Source organism: Bosea sp. OAE506 (assembly GCF_040546595.1).
In the GTDB taxonomy this organism is placed as follows: Bacteria; Pseudomonadota; Alphaproteobacteria; order Rhizobiales; family Beijerinckiaceae; genus Allobosea.
This window is the reverse complement of record NZ_JBEPOB010000001.1, coordinates 1,954,318-1,973,756: the sequence shown is the minus strand read 5'-3', so window position 1 is coordinate 1,973,756 and position 19,439 is coordinate 1,954,318. Positions and strand designations below refer to the sequence as shown.

Annotated in this window: 24 protein-coding genes and 1 other RNA gene; 3 read left to right on the top strand and 22 right to left on the bottom strand. The window is 69.2% G+C overall.

The window, feature by feature from the left end:
• Positions 1 to 31 precede the first annotated feature (31 nt).
• The 4 genes from tilS to ftrA all read right to left on the bottom strand — a co-directional run bounded on the left by tilS (position 32) and on the right by ftrA (position 3,862).
• Complete coding sequence (gene tilS / locus ABIE41_RS09555) at positions 32 to 1,087, bottom strand: tRNA lysidine(34) synthetase TilS (protein ID WP_192643870.1); 1,056 nt, start codon at positions 1,085 to 1,087, stop codon at positions 32 to 34.
• Positions 1,084 to 2,013: a tol-pal system protein YbgF gene (gene ybgF / locus ABIE41_RS09550; protein WP_192643871.1), complete on the bottom strand. Its 930-nt coding sequence runs from the start codon at positions 2,011 to 2,013 to the stop codon at positions 1,084 to 1,086. The genes tilS and ybgF overlap by 4 nt, the downstream gene beginning before the upstream one ends.
• 132 nt (positions 2,014 to 2,145) lie before the next feature.
• The gene (gene pal, locus ABIE41_RS09545; protein ID WP_192643872.1) at positions 2,146 to 2,655 is read right to left on the bottom strand and encodes a peptidoglycan-associated lipoprotein Pal; all 510 of its coding nucleotides are present in this window, start codon (positions 2,653 to 2,655) and stop codon (positions 2,146 to 2,148) included.
• A 151-nt stretch (positions 2,656 to 2,806) separates the two neighbouring features.
• Positions 2,807 to 3,862, bottom strand: a complete 1,056-nt coding sequence (gene ftrA, locus ABIE41_RS09540; protein ID WP_192643873.1) for a transcriptional regulator FtrA — start codon at positions 3,860 to 3,862, stop codon at positions 2,807 to 2,809.
• A gap of 84 nt (positions 3,863 to 3,946) precedes the next feature.
• Here ftrA and ABIE41_RS09535 point away from each other — a divergent pair, with 84 nt between their 5' ends.
• Positions 3,947 to 4,366 (top strand): rhodanese-like domain-containing protein, encoded by a 420-nt coding sequence (locus ABIE41_RS09535; RefSeq protein WP_192643874.1) that lies wholly within the window; start codon positions 3,947 to 3,949, stop codon positions 4,364 to 4,366.
• A 57-nt stretch (positions 4,367 to 4,423) separates the two neighbouring features.
• Here the strand turns inward: ABIE41_RS09535 and tolB are convergent, their stop codons facing one another.
• From tolB to ruvC, 13 genes are all read right to left on the bottom strand, one after another.
• A complete protein-coding gene (gene tolB / locus ABIE41_RS09530) occupies positions 4,424 to 5,680 on the bottom strand; it encodes a Tol-Pal system beta propeller repeat protein TolB (RefSeq protein WP_192644309.1) in 1,257 nt (418 codons plus the stop codon).
• Between the two features lie 86 nt (positions 5,681 to 5,766).
• Complete coding sequence (gene tolA, locus ABIE41_RS09525; protein ID WP_354191858.1) at positions 5,767 to 6,963, bottom strand: cell envelope integrity protein TolA; 1,197 nt, start codon at positions 6,961 to 6,963, stop codon at positions 5,767 to 5,769.
• 28 nt (positions 6,964 to 6,991) lie between these two features.
• Entirely contained in the window at positions 6,992 to 7,441 is a 450-nt protein-coding gene (locus tag ABIE41_RS09520) for an ExbD/TolR family protein (RefSeq protein ID WP_192643875.1), read from the bottom strand.
• Positions 7,442 to 7,453: 12 nt separating this feature from the next.
• Positions 7,454 to 8,164: a protein TolQ gene (tolQ, locus tag ABIE41_RS09515; RefSeq protein ID WP_192643876.1), complete on the bottom strand. Its 711-nt coding sequence runs from the start codon at positions 8,162 to 8,164 to the stop codon at positions 7,454 to 7,456.
• A gap of 324 nt (positions 8,165 to 8,488) precedes the next feature.
• Complete coding sequence (locus ABIE41_RS09510) at positions 8,489 to 8,926, bottom strand: DUF2852 domain-containing protein (RefSeq protein WP_192643877.1); 438 nt, start codon at positions 8,924 to 8,926, stop codon at positions 8,489 to 8,491.
• A 338-nt stretch (positions 8,927 to 9,264) separates the two neighbouring features.
• On the bottom strand, positions 9,265 to 9,912 hold the full coding sequence (locus ABIE41_RS09505; RefSeq protein ID WP_192643878.1) for a TetR/AcrR family transcriptional regulator: 648 nt from the start codon (positions 9,910 to 9,912) through the stop codon (positions 9,265 to 9,267).
• 43 nt (positions 9,913 to 9,955) lie between these two features.
• Positions 9,956 to 10,360: a tol-pal system-associated acyl-CoA thioesterase gene (gene ybgC, locus ABIE41_RS09500; protein ID WP_192643879.1), complete on the bottom strand. Its 405-nt coding sequence runs from the start codon at positions 10,358 to 10,360 to the stop codon at positions 9,956 to 9,958.
• A gap of 10 nt (positions 10,361 to 10,370) precedes the next feature.
• The gene (locus ABIE41_RS09495) at positions 10,371 to 10,937 is read right to left on the bottom strand and encodes a DUF3828 domain-containing protein (protein ID WP_354191857.1); all 567 of its coding nucleotides are present in this window, start codon (positions 10,935 to 10,937) and stop codon (positions 10,371 to 10,373) included.
• A gap of 5 nt (positions 10,938 to 10,942) precedes the next feature.
• Positions 10,943 to 11,239, bottom strand: coding sequence for a type II toxin-antitoxin system RelE/ParE family toxin (locus tag ABIE41_RS09490; protein ID WP_192643881.1), 297 nt, complete (start codon positions 11,237 to 11,239; stop codon positions 10,943 to 10,945).
• Positions 11,229 to 11,495: a ribbon-helix-helix domain-containing protein gene (locus ABIE41_RS09485; protein ID WP_192643882.1), complete on the bottom strand. Its 267-nt coding sequence runs from the start codon at positions 11,493 to 11,495 to the stop codon at positions 11,229 to 11,231. Before ABIE41_RS09485 ends, ABIE41_RS09490 begins: the two co-directional genes overlap by 11 nt.
• Positions 11,496 to 11,546: 51 nt before the next feature.
• Complete coding sequence (gene ruvB / locus ABIE41_RS09480) at positions 11,547 to 12,593, bottom strand: Holliday junction branch migration DNA helicase RuvB (protein ID WP_192643883.1); 1,047 nt, start codon at positions 12,591 to 12,593, stop codon at positions 11,547 to 11,549.
• Positions 12,590 to 13,207: a Holliday junction branch migration protein RuvA gene (gene ruvA, locus ABIE41_RS09475; protein ID WP_192643884.1), complete on the bottom strand. Its 618-nt coding sequence runs from the start codon at positions 13,205 to 13,207 to the stop codon at positions 12,590 to 12,592. The genes ruvB and ruvA overlap by 4 nt, the downstream gene beginning before the upstream one ends.
• Positions 13,208 to 13,212: 5 nt before the next feature.
• On the bottom strand, positions 13,213 to 13,725 hold the full coding sequence (gene ruvC / locus ABIE41_RS09470) for a crossover junction endodeoxyribonuclease RuvC (RefSeq protein WP_192643885.1): 513 nt from the start codon (positions 13,723 to 13,725) through the stop codon (positions 13,213 to 13,215).
• 172 nt (positions 13,726 to 13,897) lie between these two features.
• Here ruvC and ABIE41_RS09465 point away from each other — a divergent pair, with 172 nt between their 5' ends.
• On the top strand, positions 13,898 to 14,680 hold the full coding sequence (locus ABIE41_RS09465) for a sulfite exporter TauE/SafE family protein (RefSeq protein WP_192643886.1): 783 nt from the start codon (positions 13,898 to 13,900) through the stop codon (positions 14,678 to 14,680).
• A 108-nt stretch (positions 14,681 to 14,788) separates the two neighbouring features.
• On the opposite strand, the gene ABIE41_RS09460 is transcribed toward ABIE41_RS09465, so the two are convergent.
• A complete protein-coding gene (locus tag ABIE41_RS09460; RefSeq protein ID WP_192643887.1) occupies positions 14,789 to 15,532 on the bottom strand; it encodes a YebC/PmpR family DNA-binding transcriptional regulator in 744 nt (247 codons plus the stop codon).
• Positions 15,533 to 15,782: 250 nt separating this feature from the next.
• Between ABIE41_RS09460 and ABIE41_RS09455 the strand changes: the two genes are divergently transcribed.
• A complete protein-coding gene (locus ABIE41_RS09455) occupies positions 15,783 to 17,144 on the top strand; it encodes a methyl-accepting chemotaxis protein (protein WP_192643888.1) in 1,362 nt (453 codons plus the stop codon).
• Positions 17,145 to 17,163: 19 nt separating this feature from the next.
• Here ABIE41_RS09455 and ABIE41_RS09450 read toward each other — a convergent pair whose 3' ends face one another.
• The 4 genes from ABIE41_RS09450 to ABIE41_RS09435 all read right to left on the bottom strand — a co-directional run bounded on the left by ABIE41_RS09450 (position 17,164) and on the right by ABIE41_RS09435 (position 19,428).
• Entirely contained in the window at positions 17,164 to 17,988 is an 825-nt protein-coding gene (locus ABIE41_RS09450) for a TIGR00282 family metallophosphoesterase (protein ID WP_192643889.1), read from the bottom strand.
• 238 nt (positions 17,989 to 18,226) lie between these two features.
• Positions 18,227 to 18,811, bottom strand: a complete 585-nt coding sequence (locus ABIE41_RS09445; protein ID WP_192643890.1) for a 5-formyltetrahydrofolate cyclo-ligase — start codon at positions 18,809 to 18,811, stop codon at positions 18,227 to 18,229.
• 7 nt (positions 18,812 to 18,818) lie between these two features.
• Positions 18,819 to 18,972, bottom strand: a non-coding RNA gene (gene ssrS / locus ABIE41_RS09440) — 6S RNA.
• Between the two features lie 87 nt (positions 18,973 to 19,059).
• Positions 19,060 to 19,428 (bottom strand): cell division protein ZapA, encoded by a 369-nt coding sequence (locus ABIE41_RS09435; RefSeq protein WP_192643891.1) that lies wholly within the window; start codon positions 19,426 to 19,428, stop codon positions 19,060 to 19,062.
• Positions 19,429 to 19,439: the final 11 nt, after the last annotated feature.

Here is a 19,439-nt window from a genome sequence, read left to right as displayed (position 1 = left end):
TTGCCAAGGGAAACGCAAAAGCACCTTTCGCCTATGATGACGCAGGGTGAATACCGCGCCTGCGTGGCCCCTCTGGCCGCAGCGAGAGCGCGCCGTCGCGGCGCAGCGTCAGCACCGTCCCCGCCAGCGTGCGCGTCAGCGGCAGGCCCGCCTGCGCTGCCTCCAGCAAGGCCGACACGAAGGCCTCCAGCCGCTCAAGCCGGACCGCGCCCTCCGCTTCGACATCCAGCCGCGCGATCGCCAGCGCGACGACGCGCAGCACAATCTCCTCGGGCTCCTGCCGCAGCGCCTCGAAATTGAGCCGCAGCAGCGGCGCTCCCGGCTCCGCCGACAGCTGCGCGTCCGCGATGGCTTGCGCGCGCGCAGACACGGCCTCGTCCAGACGCGCCAGCCGCCCCGCCAGCAGCGACAGGCGCTCGGCATCCAGCCCCTCCGCCGCGAGCTGAGGCATCAGGGCGCGCCAGCGGGCCCGGGCGAATTTCGGATCGCCATTGCTCGGATCGGTGACGAAGGGCAGCCCGCGCGCCTGCGCGGTTGCGATCAGCCGGGCCTTGGGCAGCCCGAGCAGCGGGCGGGCCAGAGCCATCCCGTGCCGCATCACGCGGGTCCGCATCCCGGCGAGGCCGGACGGCCCCGAGCCGCGCGCCATCCGCATCAGCAGCGTCTCGGCCTGGTCGTCGCGCGTATGGGCGGTCACGAGCACCGCGCCGCCGATCCGCTCCGCCTCCTGCGCGAGCAGAGCGTAGCGGGCCGCCCGCGCCCGCTCCTGCAGCCGGCTGGAGGGCTTGTTTCCCTCCCAGTGCAGGATGCGATGAGGGATTGCGAGGCGGGCGCAGAGCGCGGCGACCGCGACGGCTTCATCGGCCGAGGCGGCGCGCAGCCCGTGATCGACGGTCGCCGCCGCAAGAAGCGGCCGCCCCGGTTCGCGCGCCCAGTCGGCCAGCAGCGCCAGCAAGGCGACGGAGTCAGGTCCGCCCGAGACGGCGACGAGCAGGCGGGGCTCACCCGCGAGGTCCGCAAACAGCGGCGTCGCCTCGCACGCCCCGATAGGCGGATAGTCGTTGGAAAGCGGCTCGACCGCGCTCAAGCGCAGCCCGAGCGGCGCCGCTCGCGCTCGATGCCCTGACGGACGGAGTTGGACGCGGCGGGATAGTCGATGCCGACCTTGGCATAGGTGGCGCAGGCCTGGTCGCGGGCGCCGAGCCCATTCAGCGCAATGCCCAGCCGCAGCAGGCTCTCGGGCGCCTTGGCCGACTTCGGCGCATCGCTGCTGACCTTCAGGAACTGCTCGGCCGCCTCGCGATAGCGCTTGCGCTGGAGATAGCTCTCGCCGAGCCAGTAGGTCGCGTCAATGGCGAGCCGGTCGCGCGGAAAGCTCTGCAGAAACTGCCGGAAGCCCATCTCGGCCTGCTCGTATTCCTTCCGCAGGATCGCGGCATAGGCGAGGTCGTAGGCCTCCTTGGCGGTGGCGGGGCCGCTGGCCGCCGCGACGCTGGCGCCGCGCGGGGCCGGCTGCGGGAGCGGGCCCCCGGGAGCGCCCCGGCCGACGCCCTGCAGGTCGAGCGGGCCCTGCCCGGCTCCGCCTTCCGCGAATTCTTCCTCAATGATGCCGCCGATACCGCCATTAAGCGGGCGCGGCGCCCCGGCGGCGCCGACCTGCGTGCCCGGATCGAAGGCGTCGCTGCGGCGCTGCGGACGCGGCGCACCGCCCGCGGGCGGCGCTCCGCCCGGCGCGGCTGCGGCAGGCGCACGGCCGCCTCGCTCGTTCAGGCGGAACTCGACATCCTCCTGGAACTTGCGCAGCTGCTCGCTGAGCCGCCGGTTCTCGAACTGCAGCTGCTCGATCTGGCCCGAGAGCTGGCGGATCTGGTTCTCCATCCGCGAGGTCCGCACGACGAGATCGGCGGCGTCCTGCGCCGAAGCGGGCAGGCTCAGGCAGGAGACCGCCGCGCCCAGCGCCAGGGCGGCGAGGCCGGAGCGGAGCTTCCAGGCGGGAGCATGGATTCGCAGCATGCGTCAGGAACCGGGTTGGAGTGGGGATGGCCCGCTATAACACGCTGCGACCACGGCCAAAATATGAAAAGGCCGGCGCCGTTCCCGAAAGGGAAGGCGCCGGCCCGAACGTCGCGAGGTGCGGATGCGGCGTCAGACGCCGCCGCCGGCCCCGTCCAGAACCGTGACGGAGCGGCGGTTCTGCGACCAGCAGGAAATGTCGTTGCAGACCGCGACCGGGCGCTCCTTGCCGTAGGAGACGATGCGCATGCGGTTGCCCTGGATGCCGCGCGAGGCGAGATAGTCGCGCACGGTCTGGGCGCGGCGGGCCGACAGCGAGAAGTTGTATTCGCGCGTGCCGCGCTCGTCGGCATGGCCCTCGACCACGAAGGTGTAGCGCGGATAGCGCTGCAGCCAGGTGGACTGCTTGTCGAGCGTTGCCACCGCAGTGGGGGTCAGGTCGGTGGAGTCGGTCTCGAAGAAGACGCGGTCGCCGACATTGACGACGAAGTCCTGCGCGCTGCCGGGCGTGGCTGCGCCGCCGGCGCCGAAGCCGTTGGCGTCGGCATTCTGGTCCTTGGCGCAGGCGCCGAGCGCGAGCGTGGCGGCGATGGCGACCGCGAAGCGAACGGCGCGGCCGGTGGAGAAGAAGGTGGCGAGCATGATGAACTCCGGGCGTTCGAACTTGGCGAGGCGCGTGTCTCGGACGACGATGACGGACAGAGGCTGCGATGCACTTGCAGGCATCAATGAAGCGTCAACCTAAACGAGACCTTGCCAGATCAAGGCGAAGTGGCGGCATTGCGGCATATGGTTAATCAAATCCTTCAATCCGGGATTCGCGGCCCGGTTGTGGCATGGGGGGCACAGCCTGCCGGGCTTCGGGCGCCACCGCCACGCTCTCCGGCGCCCCCGCAGCGAACCGCGCCTGGTATTCGCGCGGGCTGATGCCGACGCGCCTGCGGAAATGGTGACGCAGCGTATCCGGCGTCCCGAGCCCGACGGCCAGCGCGATCTCCTGCGTCCCGAGCTTGCCGGCCACCAGGAGGCGCTTCGCCTCTTCCACGCGCTCGCCGATCAGCCAGTCGCCCGGCGACGAGCCGGTGGCGTCCAGGAACCGCCGCAGGAAGGTCCGCAGGCTCATCCGGCACTGCGACGCCATCTCCGCCGTGGTCCAGGGCGCGTGCAGCTTCGCGCGCATCGCGTCGAGCAGCGGCGCCACTTCGGAATGGCGACGGCGGGCCACGGGCCGCTCGAGGAACTGCGCCTGCCCACCCGTGCGATGGGCCGGCATCACGAGGCGGCGCGCGACGGAGTTGGCCGCGTCGGCTCCGAAATCGCGCCTGACGATCTCGATCAGCAGATCGATGCCGGCAGCGCTTCCCGCCGAGGTGAAGATACGCCCATGCGCCCGGTACAGCGAGGCGTCGTCCACCTCGACGGCCGGATGCCGGGCACGCAGCGCCGCGGCGTAGCGCCAATGCGTCGTCGCCACCCCGCCGTCCAGCAGGCCCGTCGCCGTCAGCACGAAGGCACCCGAGCAGATCGAGGCGAGCCGCGCACCGCGCTCATGAGCCCGCCGCAGCCGCTGGCACAGCGCCTCGGGAACGGGATGATCGGCCCCTTTCCAGCCGGGCACGACGATCAGATCGGCCGCGTCGATCAAGTCGGGGCCGTGCTGGGGTGTCAGCAGGAAGCCGCCATGGGCCTGCAATGGCCCGTCCTCGACCGCGCAACTGGCGAACCGGTACCAGCCCTCGCCCATTTCCGGGCGCGGGAGTCCGAAGATCTCCGCGACGATGCCGAACTCGAAGGTGCAGAGTCCGTCATAGAGCAGCGCGACGACGAGGGGGCCGGTCGTGTTTGGCATGATCTGCCCGTACTCTGTCATTCACGCCAATTGCAAGAAGACGGGGTCCTCCGCGAAATGAGCGGGCCAACAGGAGCCCGCCATATGACCACCGCCACGCCCCCCACGGCCGTGACCGCCGTCCCCGCCGCGCCCAGCGATCTCGCCCGCGCGCACTTCGCAGCCGAGTTCACCTTCGAGACCGATTGCTGGGATGTTCACGACGCGCTGTCGAAGCAGCCCGACTTCGTGCTGCTGGACGTCCGCAGCCCGGCGCTCTTCGCCCGTGGCCATGTCGCGGGTGCGATCAACCTGCCCGTCGGCAAGATCATCAGATCGAAGCTCGAGGACTGGCCGCAGGACACGCTCTTCGTGACCTATTGCGCCGGGCCGCACTGCAACGGCGCCGCCAAAGCTGCACTGCGGCTGGCGGAGCTGGGCCGGCCGGTCAAGATCATGGCCGGCGGCGTCACCGGCTGGATCGACGAGGGGTTCACCCTCGCATCCGCGAAAGCGACGGGCTGAGCCTTGCCGCGTCACCGCGCCCGCTCGCGCGGACGGTGACGAACCGGCTGCGCGCCCTCAGCGCGCCGCCGTCAGCAGTGGCGACCAGGTCGGGTCGGAGGCGAAGGCAGGAGTCGCCACCGGCACTTCGACGCGACCGGTGATGTCCACCATGTAGAGCTTCCCGCCGGACTGGCCGCCGGGGTCGCGGAAGAACATGATGTACTGGCCGTTGGGCGCCCAGTTCGGCGCCTCGTTGTGGAAGCCCTCGGTCAGCAGCCGCTCGCCCGAGCCGTCGGGGCGCATCACGCCGATGGCGAAGCCGCCGCCGCCACGCTTGGTGAAGGCGATCAGGTCGCCCCGCGGCGACCAGGTCGGCTGCGAATAGGAGCCCTGGCCGAAGGAGAGGCGCTTGCCCTCCCCGCCTCCGGCGCCCATCACATAGAGCTGCTGCGAGCCGCCGCGGTCGCTCTCGAAGACGATCTGCGTGCCATCGGGCGAATAGGAGGGCGAGGTGTCGATCGCCCCCGTCGAGGTCAGCCGCATCGTGGTACGCGAGCCGATGTCGATGGCGTAGAGATTGGCGTTGCCGCCCTGCTGCAGGCTGAGCGCGATGCGCCCGCCATTGGGCGCGAAGCGCGGGCTCGAGGTCATGTCCGGGAAATTGCCGACGATCTGGCGCTGGCCGGTCTCGATGTTCAGCACATGCACGCGCGGCTGCTCGCCGAGCCGCTGCGACATGTAGGTCACTTCCTGCGACACCGGCGAATAGCGCGGCGTCACCACCGAGACGGAGCCGTCGGTGAGGTAGCGCACATTCGCCCCGTCCTGGTCCATGATCGCCAGTCGCTTGCGGCGGTTCTCCTTCGGGCCGGACTCGTCGACGAAGACGACGCGGGTGTCGAAGAAGCCGCCGACGCCGGTGATCTTGGTGTAGATCGCGTCGGAGATGATGTGGCCGACACGCCGGGCGTTGTTCGGGTCGGTGAAATACTGCTGGCCGTCGGTCTGCGTGCCGGTCGTCACGTCCCAGAGCCTGAACTCGGCCTTGATCCGCCCCGAGCCGTCGCGCGAGACGCGGCCCGTCACGAGGGCCTGCACACCCGCCGCCTTCCACGAATTGAATTCCGGCACGGCGTCGAAGGGTGGGTTCTTGTCGGGATGCCGCGCCTTGTCGATCGGCGCGAAATAGCCGCAGCGCTTGAGGTTGTTGCTGATGACGCCGGAGACCAGAACCCCGCCCTCGCCGCCGAAATCGGCGATGGCGATCGGCAGCGGCTGGAAGCTGCCGCCTTTCAGGTCGATGACGAGTTCGGCACGCGCGGCTGCAGGCATCAGCAGCGAGGCGCCGGCGAGCGCGAGCAACCGGCGGCGCGAGGGCGCGGCCGGCAGGAGCGGGAGAGGATTGCGGTCGATCAGGGTCACAGTACGTCCCTTGCGTCGAAATTGACGACGACATCGCGCCAGTCGTCATAATAGGCGGCGAATTGAGCCGGGATGCGCAAAGGCGCGCAGCGGCGGGTGGCGGTCAGGGCGGAGCTGGCCGCGACCGCAAAAAGCGGATCTGAGGACGAGTTCACCACACCCGGCGGCGACAGCAGCGAGCCGTCGGCGGCAAGCTTCATGCGCACCTGCGGCACCACCGCACCGCGCGCATTGGCGAGCGCGATCGGCACGTTCCAGCACTTCATCAGCTGGTCCTGGATAATGCCGATCAGCTGGCCGCGCAGCGACGGGCTGAGCTTCTGCGAGGAGCCGCGCTCGGTGCCCAGCGAAGCCGTGCGGTTGACCTGGGGCGCGGCCGAGCCGGTCGACTGAGCCTGCTCCTTCGACTGCAGCAGCTTGGAGATGTCGCTCGGATTGAAGTTCTTGGCGATCTCCATCTCGCGCCTGGCCTTCGCCTCGGCCTCCTGCTTGGCCTTCGCGGCGGCGGCGATCTTGGCCTTGGCCTCGGCTTCGGCCTTCGCCTTCGCGGCAACCTCGGCCTTTTCCTTCGCGGCCTGCTCGGCCTCGGCCTTGGCCAGCGCCTCGGCCTTCGCCTTTGCGGCCGCTTCGGCACGGGCATTCGCCTCGGCTTCCGCCTTAGCCTTCGCGGTGGCCCGGGCGGCCTCCTCGGCCTGCTTCGCCTTGCTCGCGAGCTCGGCCTCGGCGGCGAGCTTGGCCAGCTCCTCGCGCTTCTGCTCGGCGATCTCGGCGGCGCTCGGCCCGCTCTTCTGCGGCGGCTGCTTAACCGGCTCCGGCGGCTTCACCTCGGGCTTGGGCAGATTGGCTGACCGCGAGGGCGGCAGCGGCGCGGCGGCGTTGTCGTCTGCGGTCTTGAGTTCGGCAGGGCGGGTCGGCGGCGCCGGCGTGTCCTGCTTGGCCTCGCCCTCTTCCTTGCGCTCGACGATCTCCGCCTTGCGCTCGGCCCGCTGGAGCGGCTGCTCCTGAACCTTCTCGGCCTTGCGCTCGCCGCGCGTGACCTGATTCAGGGCGCTGGCATCGACCATCTCGACCGCGATCGCTTCCTCATTGTCCGGCAGCGGCGCAGGCGAAGAAAACGCCAGCAGCCCCGCGACGAGAAACGTCGCGTGGCCGAGCGCCGACATCACCATGCCCGGTTCGGAGGAGAGCTTCACCGCCTGCGTATCCCCGATTCCATCCTGCTCAGCGCGACGCCGGCTCGGTGACGAGCGCGACCCGCTTGAAACCCGCCGAGGTGATGGTCGACATCACCGAGGCCACGCGCCCGTAATCGACCATGCGGTCGCCACGGACATAGATGCGCTCGTCGAAGCCCTGCTTCGCCAGGCCCTGCAATTTGGTCACCAGATCGGGCTCCAGCGTCGGCTGGTCCTGAAGGAAGATCTGGCCCTTGCCGTCGATGGCAATGGTGATCGGCTTCTGGTCGACATTGATCGGCTTGGCGCCGGTCTGCGGCAGGTCGAGCGGAACGCCCGTCGCGATCAGAGGCGCCGCGACCATGAAGATGATCAGCAGCACGAGCATGACGTCGATGAACGGCGTCATGTTGATCTCGGCGATGGCGCCGTGCCTGCGGGCGCGGCGGCCGCGCCGGCCGCCGGACTTCCCACCGGATGCTGCTGACATGCCCATGGTCTCAGCCCCTCACGCCGCCAGCCGCTCGTCGATCTGCCGCGACAGGATCGCGGAGAACTCGTCGGCGAAGGCTTCCAGCCGGCTCGAGGCTTTGGCGACCTCGGCCTGCAGCTTGTTGTAGGCCATCAGCGCGGGAATCGCGGCGAACAGGCCGATGGCGGTGGCAAACAGCGCCTCCGCGATGCCCGGCGCCACGACGGCGAGCGAGGAATTCTTGGACACCGCGATGGCAGTGAAGGAGTGCATGATGCCCCAGACCGTGCCGAACAGGCCGATGAAGGGCGCAGCCGAGGCGATGGTCGACAGCACGAGCAGCTTCGATTCCAGCCGTTCGGTCTCACGCTGGATGGTCACGTCGAGCACCTTGTCGATGCGCTGCGACAGGCTGGCGACGGAGCGCCCGCCATTCTCGAAGGAGCGCTTCCACTCGCGCATCGCCGCCACGAAAACGGCGGACATGTCGGCGGCCGGCTTGGCCGCCAGCTCGCGATAAAGCTCCTCCAGCGAACGACCCGACCAGAACACCTCCTCGAAGGCATCCATGTCGCGCCGGGTCCGGCGGTAGAGCAGCGTCTTGTCGATGATGATCGCCCAGCACCAGATCGACGCGCCGATCAGGCCGAGCATCACGAGCTTGACGACGATGTGGGCGTGCCAGAACAGCGTCCAGAACGACATGTCGATCTGCGGCGCGGCCTGCGCGACGTCGGCGGGGTTCATCCTGTCATCCTTTTGCCAGGCGGCTCGGACCGGTCTCCCAGCCAACGCCCCGCCACACGCGCCACGGGTGACCCCGCGACGCCGCCCGATCCGCGATCCGGGGAAATGCCGTGGCCCCTCAATCGCCTTTGAATCCGGCGAAAGATGGGCGCAAACGGGGTTTCCTGCGAAACGCATGCTCGCGATCGAGTTAAGCCTCCGGCAAGGTTAATGCCGGGTATACGCGCGACCCCGCAGGCGCCGGCGAAGAGCCTCCGGACATGAAAAGGCCCGCCCCGGTTTCCCGGGACGGGCGCATTGATGGCAGGCAATGCAGGGCTGCGGTCAGCCGGCGCTGGCCTGCGGCTCCGGGTTCTCGCCGCGACGGGCGGCCATGAACTGGTCGAACTCGGCCTTGTCGCGGGCCATGCGCAGCCGGCCCAGGAAATCCTGGAATTCCTTCTGCTCCTCCTCGAGGCGCCGCAGCGTCTCGGCCCTATACTCGTCGAAGGCGCTGTTGCCGCTGGAGGGCCCGCCGCCCCAGCCGCCGCCGAAGCCGTGACGGCCGCCCATGCGTTCCTTCAGGCGCTCCATCTTGCTCTGCAGACGGTTCATCCTGTGCTCGTAGCGCTCGGCACCGCTCATTCCGCAACCCATGCGTCCACTCCAGAACAGAAAGGCCAGGGTCGCCAGACCCAGGGGCCAGAACACGATGAAGCCGAGAACCGCGAAGGCGATCCAGGCTCCCTTCCCATAGTCATCGAGCTTCTCGACGATCGGCATTGGTTCCTCACCATGACAGAGCGTGAATGTAAATCACATTTACATAAATGGGGGACGGCCCTCGGCTTGTCAAGATCGGCGTCCGGCTGACCTTCGTGCTCGCCGTGAGGCGGATCCTCGCCCCGCCATGGCGGGACGGTGGCGGCGATGTATGGTGAGCCATGGCGCCCATACTCACCGTCCTCCTTGCGCTATTGATCCTGCCCGGCTGCCTGGCCCACCCGTCAAAGCCCGCCGATCAAGGGCTCTGCGAGAGCGAGCGGACCCGACACGGCAAACTCCGGATCATCTGCCACTGAGACGGCAGCGCCGCTGCCGCCGCGACGGCGTCTCCCGCACTAGGTCTTGGTGGGGTTGATCCCCAACCCCTGCAGATAGATCAGCATGCCGGCTTCCAGCAGCTCGGCCGCCGACATCGGCAGCGGCCGCCGCCCGCCATCGGCCCGGCCGAACAACGCGGCGACGCCATGCGACATCGACCAGACATGCAGCGCCATCATCAGCGCCGGCGGGCGCTGGCCTGCGGGAAGCAGCGCGATCAGCGCCTCGGACGCCGCGCGCAGGTTCTGGAAGGCGCGGTCGGCCGCCATGCGCAGTTCGGGGCTGGCGTCGAGCGAGACGCCCGCCTCGAACATCGCCGAGTAATAGGCCGGCTCGTCATGGGCGAAGGTGAGATAGGCCAGTCCCAGCCGGTGAAAGGCGGCCTGCGGATCGGGCCGGCCCTGATCCCAGGCCCGCGCGAGCGCCGCCTCGAAGGCGACGAATCCGCGCGTCGCGACATCGGCCAGAAGCTCGTCGCGGTCGCGGAAATGCCGGTAGGGCGCGGCCGGGCTCACGCCAGCGAGGCGGGCGGCTTCCGCGAAGGTGAAGCCGTTGGGCCCCTTCTCGCGGATCAGACCCAGAGCGGCCCGCACCAGCTCTTCCTTGAGATTGCCGTGGTGGTAGCCGCGCGGCGGGGCCTCGGGCTTGTCGCGTTTCCAGCTCATGTGACGAGCGCTAACATGGTGAGGCGGGCGCGTCGATCAGCCCTTAATCCGCGATCCCCAGGCGCCGTCGCAGGCCATCGGGAATGCGGCGCGCCCGGCCGCCGCCGACGCAAGCGACCTTGACCTGCGCTGTCACCAGAACCTCCTCGCCGCGCAAGATGCGCTGCTCGACATCCATCGTCGCGCCCCGCGCCGCGACAGAGCGCGTCTCGACCGTCAGAAGATCGTCCATCACGGCCGGCCGCAGGAAGTCGATGGTCATGCGACGCACCGCGAAGCCCAGCGCCGTCTCGCCGTCGAACAATTCCCGCTGCTCGACCCCGAGGGACCGGATCAGCTCGGTGCGGCCGCGCTCCATGAAGCGCAGATAGGAGGCGTGGTAGACGACGCCGGAAAAATCCGTGTCCTCGTAATAGACCCGGACGGAGAGGCTGTGGGAGGCGGTCATGGCGTCTTGATCATGGCTTCTTGCAGGGCTTCTTCATGAAGGAGCCGCACTCATAGGGCTGCGACAGCAGTTCACGCACGGCGTAATCCTGGCCTTCGACGCGGTTGACGATGTCGTCGATCTTCCAGGCCCCGCCCTCCTCCACCATGCTGAAGCGCACGCTGACCGGCTGCTTGAAGCTGCGGAAGCTCGCCGTCACCAGCGCCTTTCCCGCAGCGGGAGGCGCTGTAACGCTGACCTTCAGGTTCTTCACCTCGCCGTCCTGGCCACCAAGAAACGGGTCGGCCCCGAGATTGCCCATCTCGCCCGCCTCGTCCTGGTAGAGCTCGTCGCGCGCGAACAGGAAGGCCAGCTCGCGGCTCATCAGTCGGTCGCGATGCGGTTTCTGCCAGGGCGCCGTGACGGGCTTGCCGGCGGCTCCGGCGAGATGGCGGGCGGTGATGGCATAAGCTTCGCGCACCGGAGTCTCTGGACCGGCAGGAGCGGCAAGGGCTGCACCGGCTGAGAGCGTCGCCGCAATGATCAGTCCGGCCGTCGCGGCCCAGAACGGCGGCACCGACCGTCGTGAGGGGTCCATGTTGTTCAGCTCTCCATCAGCGCGGCATAGTCCTGCCCGCCATACAGCACCCGCACGATCCTGACGCGGCTCCCGAGGATGCGATACGCAATCACCGCCCGGCGGTAGGGCAGAATGCGCAGGCCGGGCGAAAGGTCGGCCCGCTCGACACCCAGTTCGGGAAAGGCGCGCAACTGCAGGCATTGCCGCTCGATCGCGGCGACCCATCGGCGCGCGGCCGACAGATTGTCCCGGGCGATATAGCGAAGAATGGCCTCGAGGTCGGACCGCGCCCGTCCCGAATAGACCAGATCAAGCGGCATTCGGGCCTTGTCTCTGCAGCGACGCGGCGACGCGGTCGAGATGGTCCCGGATCTCGTCCGGCGTCACATCCGTCGGGTCCGCATCCCCTTCGGCGATCTTGGTGCGCAATTCGTCGAGCGTGGCCGAACGCGCCTGCTCGCGGGCAATCCAGGGCGCCATGGCGGCCCGCAGCACCTCCTCAGGGCTGGCGAAGTCGCCACTCTCAACCCGGGCCGTTACCAACTCTGCAATATCGGGGGGAAGCTTCACTGCCATCGCCCGACCCTCCTCAATGCCAAGATAAGGCCGTGGCGGCGATCCGCCAACTCACGCCTCCCCGTCCCCGAACAGCCCGAATTGCGCGGCCTCGCGGCTGGGCTCGGGCAGGCCGAGATGCCGGAAGGCGTGCGGCGTCAGGATGCGGCCACGCGGCGTGCGCTGGATGAAGCCCTGCTGGAGCAGGAAGGGCTCGATGATCTCCTCGATCGCGTCGCGCGGTTCCGAGAGCGAGGCGGCGATCGTCTCGATCCCGACCGGCCCGCCGCTGAAATTGATCGCAACCGTCGTGAGATAGCGCCGGTCCATCTGGTCGAGGCCGATCGCGTCGACATCGAGCAGCTTCAGCGCCTTGTCGGCCACCTTGCGCGTCACGATGGCATCGCCGTCGACGATGGCGAAGTCGCGCACCCGCCGCAGCAGGCGCCCGGCGATGCGCGGCGTCCCGCGCGAGCGTTTGGCGATCTCGTTGGCGCCGTCATCCGACATCGGCACGCCGAGCACGCGAGCGCCACGCGCCACAATGCCCTGCAACTCCTCGACGGTGTAGAACTGCAGCCGGATCGGGATGCCGAAACGGTCGCGCAGCGGCGTCGTCAGCAGCCCGGCGCGTGTCGTCGCCCCCACGAGAGTGAATTTCGGCAGGTCGATCTTGACCGAGCGGGCGGCGGGCCCCTCGCCGATGATCAGATCGAGCTGGTAGTCCTCCATCGCCGGATAGAGGATTTCCTCGACCGCCGGATTGAGCCGGTGGATCTCGTCGATGAAGAGCACGTCGCGCTCTTCGAGATTGGTCAGTTGCGCCGCGAGGTCGCCGGCCTTGGCGATGACCGGCCCCGAGGTCGAGCGGAAATTGACGCCGAGCTCCCGCGCCACGATCTGCGCCAGCGTCGTCTTGCCGAGCCCCGGCGGGCCGACGAAGAGCACATGGTCGAGCGCGTCGCCGCGGCTCTTGGCCGCCTCGATGAAGACCTGGAGATTGGCCCGCGCCGCCGCCTGGCCGGTGAAATCCGACAGCGACAGCGGCCGCAACGAGGACTCGGCGTCGTCGTCGCGCTTCTCGGCGGAGAGCAGGCCGGGGCGTTTGGGATCGCTCACTTCGCCAGCTCCCGCAGGCCGAGCTTGATCAGTTGCGCCGTGCCAGCCCCCTCGCCGGCCTCACGCGCCGCCGCCGCCACAGCCGCCACGGCCTGCGCCTGCGGATAGCCGAGATTGCTGAGCGCCGAGACGGCGTCCGCCACCGGCTGCGGCAGCTTCTTGTCCTGGAGCGCGCCGGCGAGCTGTGCGACGCCGGGATCGCCATGGCCGAAGGCCGGCGCCTTGTCCTTCAGCTCGGCGCAGATGCGCTGCGCCAGCTTGGGGCCGACGCCGGGCGCACGTGCCACGGCCGCCTTGTCGCCGGTGGCGATGGCGGTCGCCAGAGCGCCGGGCTCGAAGGTCGAGAGGATGGCGAGCGCGACCTTGGCGCCGACGCCCTGCACCATCTGCATCAGCCGGAACCAGTCCCGCTCATTGTCGGAGAGGAAGCCGTAGAGGCGGATCGCATCCTCGCGCACATGCGTCTCGATCGACAGCACCGCCGCCTCGCCCGGCTTCGCCAGCCGCTGCAGCGTCCGCGACGAGCATTGCACGACATAGCCGACGCCCTGCACGTCGAGGATGACGTGATCCTCGCCATAGGAATCGACGATCCCCTTGAGCTTCCCGATCATGGCCCTCACCCCACCCGCATCTGCGCGACCAGCGCGCGCATGCCGCGATGCTGGGCATGGCAGATCGCCACCGCCAGCGCATCGGCCGCATCGGCCGAGCGCGTCTCCGCCTTGGGCAGCAGCACGCGGATCATCATCTGGACCTGCTTCTTGTCGGCATGGCCGACGCCCACCACCGTTTTCTTGACGAGGTTGGCGGCATACTCCGCCACATCGAGCCCCGCCAGCGCCGGCACCACCAGCGCCACCCCGCGCGCCTGGCCGAGCTTCAGCGCCGATTGCGGATCGCGGTTGACGAAGGTCTCCTCAACCGCGACCTCGTCGGGCGCATGGGCGTGCACCACGCGGCTGAGTCCGTCATGGAGCTGGCGCAGCCGCTCCGCCAGGGACAGCCCGGCCTCGCTCTCGACGCAGCCGCAGGCGACGAAGCCAATCTTGCTGCCCTCCGAGACGATGACGCCCCAGCCCGTCTTCCGGAGGCCGGGGTCGATGCCGAGAATGCGAATCGGTGGGTTCATGTCGGGCGCAGCCTAAACCTTGGACACGCTTTGTTCCATGCGGCGCCCTAACGATTCCTTCCCGTCCCCGCCGTCGATGAACGGCGTGCATCGGTCGCATCACGCCAACGGGGGTTGTCGCGGGCGCCGCTTGGCTGTTGGTGCAAGGCTGGCTCCCGCGCCCCGCCCGGACATGATGCAAGACATCCTCGCCTCCCTGTTCCCCGGGGTCTCAGCCTCCGGCCTCGCCGTCCTGCTGGGAGCGACGCTGCTCGGCGGGCTCGTGCGCGGCTTCACCGGCTTCGGCTTCGCCATGGTGTTCATGCCGCTGGCCTCGATGGTGCTGGGCCCGGTCGCGGCGCTGGGGCTGATCTGGTGCATCGACCTGCCCTTCGCCCTGCCCATCGCGGCGCGCAATGTCCGCCAAGCCGAGATGCGCGAGGTGCTGCCGCTGCTGCTGACCGCCACGCTCGCCCTGCCGGCCGGCATCTGGCTGCTGATCTGGCTCGACCGCGAGACGATGCGCTGGATCCTGGCCGGGCTCATCCTGGCGGCGGTCGCCGTGATGGCGTCGGGCTGGCGCTATCACGGGCGGCCGGGCATCCCGCTGTCGCTCGGCGTCGGCGTCCTCTCGGGGCTGTTCAATGGCATGGCCTCGATCGGCGGCATGCCGCTGGCGGTGTTTTGGCTCGGCGCCCAGCGCAACGACCGCCACAAAACCCGCGCCAATCTGCAGACCTTCTTCGGCTTCTCGACGCTGATCAGCGGTACCGTGCTGTGGTGGAAGGGAATCCTGACCTCGACCGCACTGCTCATGGCGCTGCCGCTGATGGCGGTCTACGGGCTGGGCATGTGGGCGGGTACCCACGGCTTCCGCCTCGCCGACGAGAGCGCCTTCCGGCGCATCGCCTATGTGGTGATCTTCCTGAGCGCGCTGATCAGCCTGCCGCTCTGGGACGGCTTCGTGGGGCGCTGAGGGCTGAAACCGTCATGCTCGGGCTCGACCCGAGCATCTCATGACCAGAAGGTTTGGAAGCCTCGTCCTGAGGGAGATTCGCGGGTCGAGCCCGAGAATGACGCCGCCTTACCCGAGCTTCGCCATCACCTCGTCGGAGATCTCGTAATTGGCGAAGACGTTCTGGACGTCGTCGTCATTGTCGAGCGCTTCCATCAGCCGCATCATCGAGGCCGCCTTTTCCTCGTCGAGCGGGGCCGAGGTCGTCGGCCGCCAGACCGGCTTGGCCGAGGCCGGCGCGCCGAGCGCCGCTTCCAGTGCCTTCGAGACCTCGTTCAGCGCGTCGAAAGCGCACAGGATGGTGTGGCCGTTTTCGTCGGAAATGACGTCGTCGGCCCCAGCCTCGATCGCCGCTTCCATCAGCTTGTCGGCGTCGCCGGCTTCCAGCGGATAGGCGATCTCGCCGACGCGGTTGAACATGAACGAGACCGAGTTGCTCTCGCCCATCGCCCCGCCGGACTTGGTGAAGTAGGAGCGCACGGCCGAAGCAGTGCGGTTGCGGTTGTCGGTCAGCGCCTCGACGATGACGGCCGCGCCACCCGGACCGTAGCCCTCGTAGCGGACCTCGTCATAGTTGTCGCCCTCGCCGCCGGCGGCCTTGTTGATGGCGCGCTGGATGTTGTCCTTGGGCATGTTCTCGGCCCGCGCGGCGAGCACGGCCATGCGCAGGCGCGGGTTCATCGCCGGGTCGGGCATGCCCATCTTGGCGGCGACGGTGATTTCGCGCCCGAGTTTCGAGAACAGCTTGGCCCGCACGGCATCCTGCTTGCCCTTGCGATGCATGATGTTCTTGAACTGGGAATGACCGGCCATGGAACCCGAACCTCTGCTGCCTTTTCGTATTTCCGGCGCCGCCGGAAGGGCATCGAGCGTCCCCGGCGGATAGAGCGGCCTTATAGGCGCCGCCCTCGCCGCCGCGCAAGCGAGAGCCGCCGTTCCGGCCCGGGCGGGATAGGGGCGGATTCATGCGACCACAGCAACCCGACGTTAAGTCAGCCCGGCCATACTGCAGGCACACAGATGATTGCGGCGCTCGAGTGCCGGCCGACCCCTGCGGACCCCGATGACCACCCAGCACAGCAAGCTCGTCGCCGAGCAGGAAATGCGCCGTCGCGCCTTCCAGATCGGCGAAGCCGACATGGCGGCACTGAGCCCCTATGCCCAGCAGGCCAGCCGGTGCCTTCCGGCCCTGCTTGATGCGATCCAGGGCGAACTGTCCCCCTGGCCGGAGACGGCGCGCGCCTTCGCCCTGCCGGAATTGCGGGAGCTGAGGCTTGCCCACTGGATCAGGCTGACCTCGGGCGATCTCGGCAGCGCCTTCCTCGAATCCGCCCATCGCCTCGCCTCGGCCCTGCAGCGCCATGGCGTGCCGGCCCATGGCATCGCCATCGGGCACGCGCTCGTCACCAACCAGATCGGCATCGAGCTGGGCCTGGACCGGACGGCGCTGCAGAGACTGCGCTGGTGGCAGGGCCGCGAGCGCAACCGCCGCATCGCCGCCCGCTCGGCGCTGAACAAGGCCGCGGCCCTCGATCTCGAGCTGCTGCTGGAGACCTATGGCCGCCTGCAGGAGGAAGCGCGCGAGCGCACCCGGTCCGAGATCGAGGGCTTCCAGGCCCGGATGCGCCAGGTCGTCGAGGCCGTGAGCTTAGGCGCCCGCCGCGTCGAGGGGCTCGCCGCCACCATGAACGCCGTGGTGCAGGACACCGGCGCCCAGGCGATCATCGCCGCCCGTGCCTCGGACGATGCATCCGACAACGTCCAGAGCGTCGCCAGCGCCACCGGCGAGCTGACCGTCTCGCTCGACCATGTCGCCCTGGAGGTGACACGGGCGGCCAGCATGGCTCACTCCGCCAACGCCGCGGCGGTGAAGACCGACGTCATCGTCAAGAGCCTGGCGACCTCGGCCCAGACCATCGGCTCGATCGTCGAGATGATCCGCACCATCGCAGCCCAGACCAATCTGCTGGCGCTGAACGCCACGATCGAGGCCGCCCGCGCGGGCGAGGCGGGCCGCGGCTTCGCGGTGGTCGCCACCGAGGTGAAGCAGCTTTCGGCCCGCACCGCCCAGGCCACCGACGAAATCGCGGCTCAGGTTCCGGCCATGCAGGCGGCCACCCATGAGGCCGTTCAGGCGATCGAGAGCATCGTCGCCTTCGTCCGCCAGATGCACGACACGACAGCGACCGTGGCGAGCGCGCTCGAACAGCAGCGCTGCGCCACGCAGGAAATCGCCCGCAGCGTCGATCTCGCGGCGGTGGGCACCCAGGAGGTCGCTCAGACCGTCTGCGGCGTCAGCGAACTCGCCGCCACGGCCGGCGGCAGCGTCGGCGAGGTGCTCGATCTCGCCGGCACCCTCTCCCGCGAGGCGGCCTCGCTGGCGAGCGCCTTCGAGGGGTTGATGGCCCGCAGCAGCGCCGCCTGAGGCCGGGGTTCGGCGCCGCTCAGGCCTCGTCCCAGGGCGGGGCGGCCGGCGCCAGATGCGGCCCCAGCCTGACCGGCCAGACGCCCCGGGCGAGGCCCGTGCCATCGTCGATCTCGACCGCCAGGCCCGACAGGCTGCCCTCGCCCGACGCGGCTTCCAGCCGCGCACCCGGCGTCTTCTGCAGGAAGCGCCGGATCGGCTCCTCCTTCTGCATGCCCAGGATGGAATCATAGTCGCCGCACATCCCGGCGTCCGACTGGTAAGCCGTGCCGCCGGGCAGGATGCGCATGTCGGCGGTCGGCACATGGGTGTGCGTGCCGACGACGAGGCTGGCGCGGCCGTCGAGGAAATGGCCGGCGGCCTGTTTCTCGCTGGTCGCCTCGGCATGGAAGTCGACGATGACGGCGTCCGCCACCTCGCCCAGCGGGCAGGCAGAGAGTTCGCGCTCAAGCGCCTGGAAGGGGTCGTCGAGCGCATCCATGTAGATGCGGCCCATGACGTTGACGACGAGCACCCGCGCGCCGTTCCTCGCCTCGATCACCGCCGCGCCGCGCCCGGGCGTGCCCTTGGGATAATTGGCCGGCCGCACCAGCCGGTCCTGCCGCTCGATGAAGACGAGCGCCTCGCGCTGGTCCCAGGAATGGTTGCCCAGCGTCACCGCATCGGCCCCGGCCGCGAGCAACTCGTCGCAGATCGCCTCGGTGATGCCGAAGCCTCCGGCCGCGTTCTCGCCATTGATCACGACGCAGTCGAGCTTCCACTGCTGGCGCAGCCGCGGCAGGCGCTCCTGCACAGCGACCCGCCCGGGGCGGCCGACGACATCACCAAGGAAGAGAAAACGCATGGAAGGGTCCGGAAGCGGAAGACGCTCCTCCGTCGCGCGAAAGCGGACGGGAATCAACCGGGCGCATTCGCGCATCTGGGGCCCTGCTACACCTACGACGTCATTCCGGCCAAGCCGCAAAGCGGCGCCGCGCCGGAAACCATCATCGAGCGCCGTCGGGCCTTACGATGGATTCCGGGTCTGCGCTTCGCTGGCCCGGAATAACGTCGAGGTTGGCAACAAGAGGAGGGGCAGCCGCTCACCCGCAGCGGATCGTCTCGCGCTCGGTGACGATCCAGTCGAGGCGCCGGTCATGCGGCTCGTCAGGAACAGTGTCGATTTCCTGCGCGGCATAGGCGATGCCGATGCTGGTGACGGCGCCGAGCTCGGTGAGCTTCGCATCGTAATGGCCCTTGCCATAGCCGATGCGGTAGCCGCGACGGTCGAAGGCCGCGAGCGGCACGATCAGGATGGCCGGCACGCTCTCGGGCTGGGCCGGGTCGGGCACCAGCGTGCCGAAGCCGCCCGGCACGATCGGCTCATAGGGCGCCCAGCGCCGAAAGAGCATTCGCTTGGCGACAATGGCCGGCAGGCAGAGCGGCAGACCGCGCTCATGCAAGGCTTCGAGGACCGGCCTCGGATCGGCCTCGGAACGCATCGGCCAATAGGCCGAAATCGGGCCTTCCGCGGCGTCGAACACCGGCAGCGCCAGCATGGCTTGGGTGATCGCCTCATCCCAGATCAGGCGGTCGTCGATTTCGAGCGCGTCGCGCCGGGCGAGCGCCTGCTCGCGCAGGGCGGCTTTGCGCACAGCCTCGTCGGGAAGAGAAGACAGGTCGGTCATCGGAAAGTGCGGAGCCACCTCGGCCGTGGAGTTTCGATCCCGGGACACCTACAAAGTAGGTGGGCGCCGTGTGCTCGGGTCCAGGGACCCAAGCAGGGACAGCTCCCTAGGGAGTCGTATGGGCCCGGAAATACATACTCTCACGCACCAGACAGCCCCGCCACGCCAATGTAGGCGGGACGCCGGCAAAGCGCCAGTGCCGTGCCGGGTATTTCGGGGGAAGACTGCCCGTCAGGCTACGACCGACGCTAACCCTGAGGGCTCGGCAGCAGGCTGCGCGCCACGGCCTCGATGCGCTCGGCCGCGCCCATCAGCGCCTCGGCCGCGCGTTCCTCGACCTCGCCGACGCGCTGGTCGGCCGCCCCGGCATCGCCCTGGAGCGAAGCCAGCTGCGCTTCCAGCCGCGCGACGCGCCGCTGCATCTCCGAGGCCTCGTCGGCGACCATCAGCGCCGCCATGACATGGAGGCGCATGTCGCCGATCTCGCCGAAGGCCTGGCGCATCTCCTGGATCTTGCCGTCATAGACGCGGGCGAGCGCCTCGAGATGGGGCTCTTCCCCGTCCCCGCAGGCCATGCGGTAGGCCTTGCCGGCGATGGTGACATTGACTTGCGGCATGGCGATCTCCG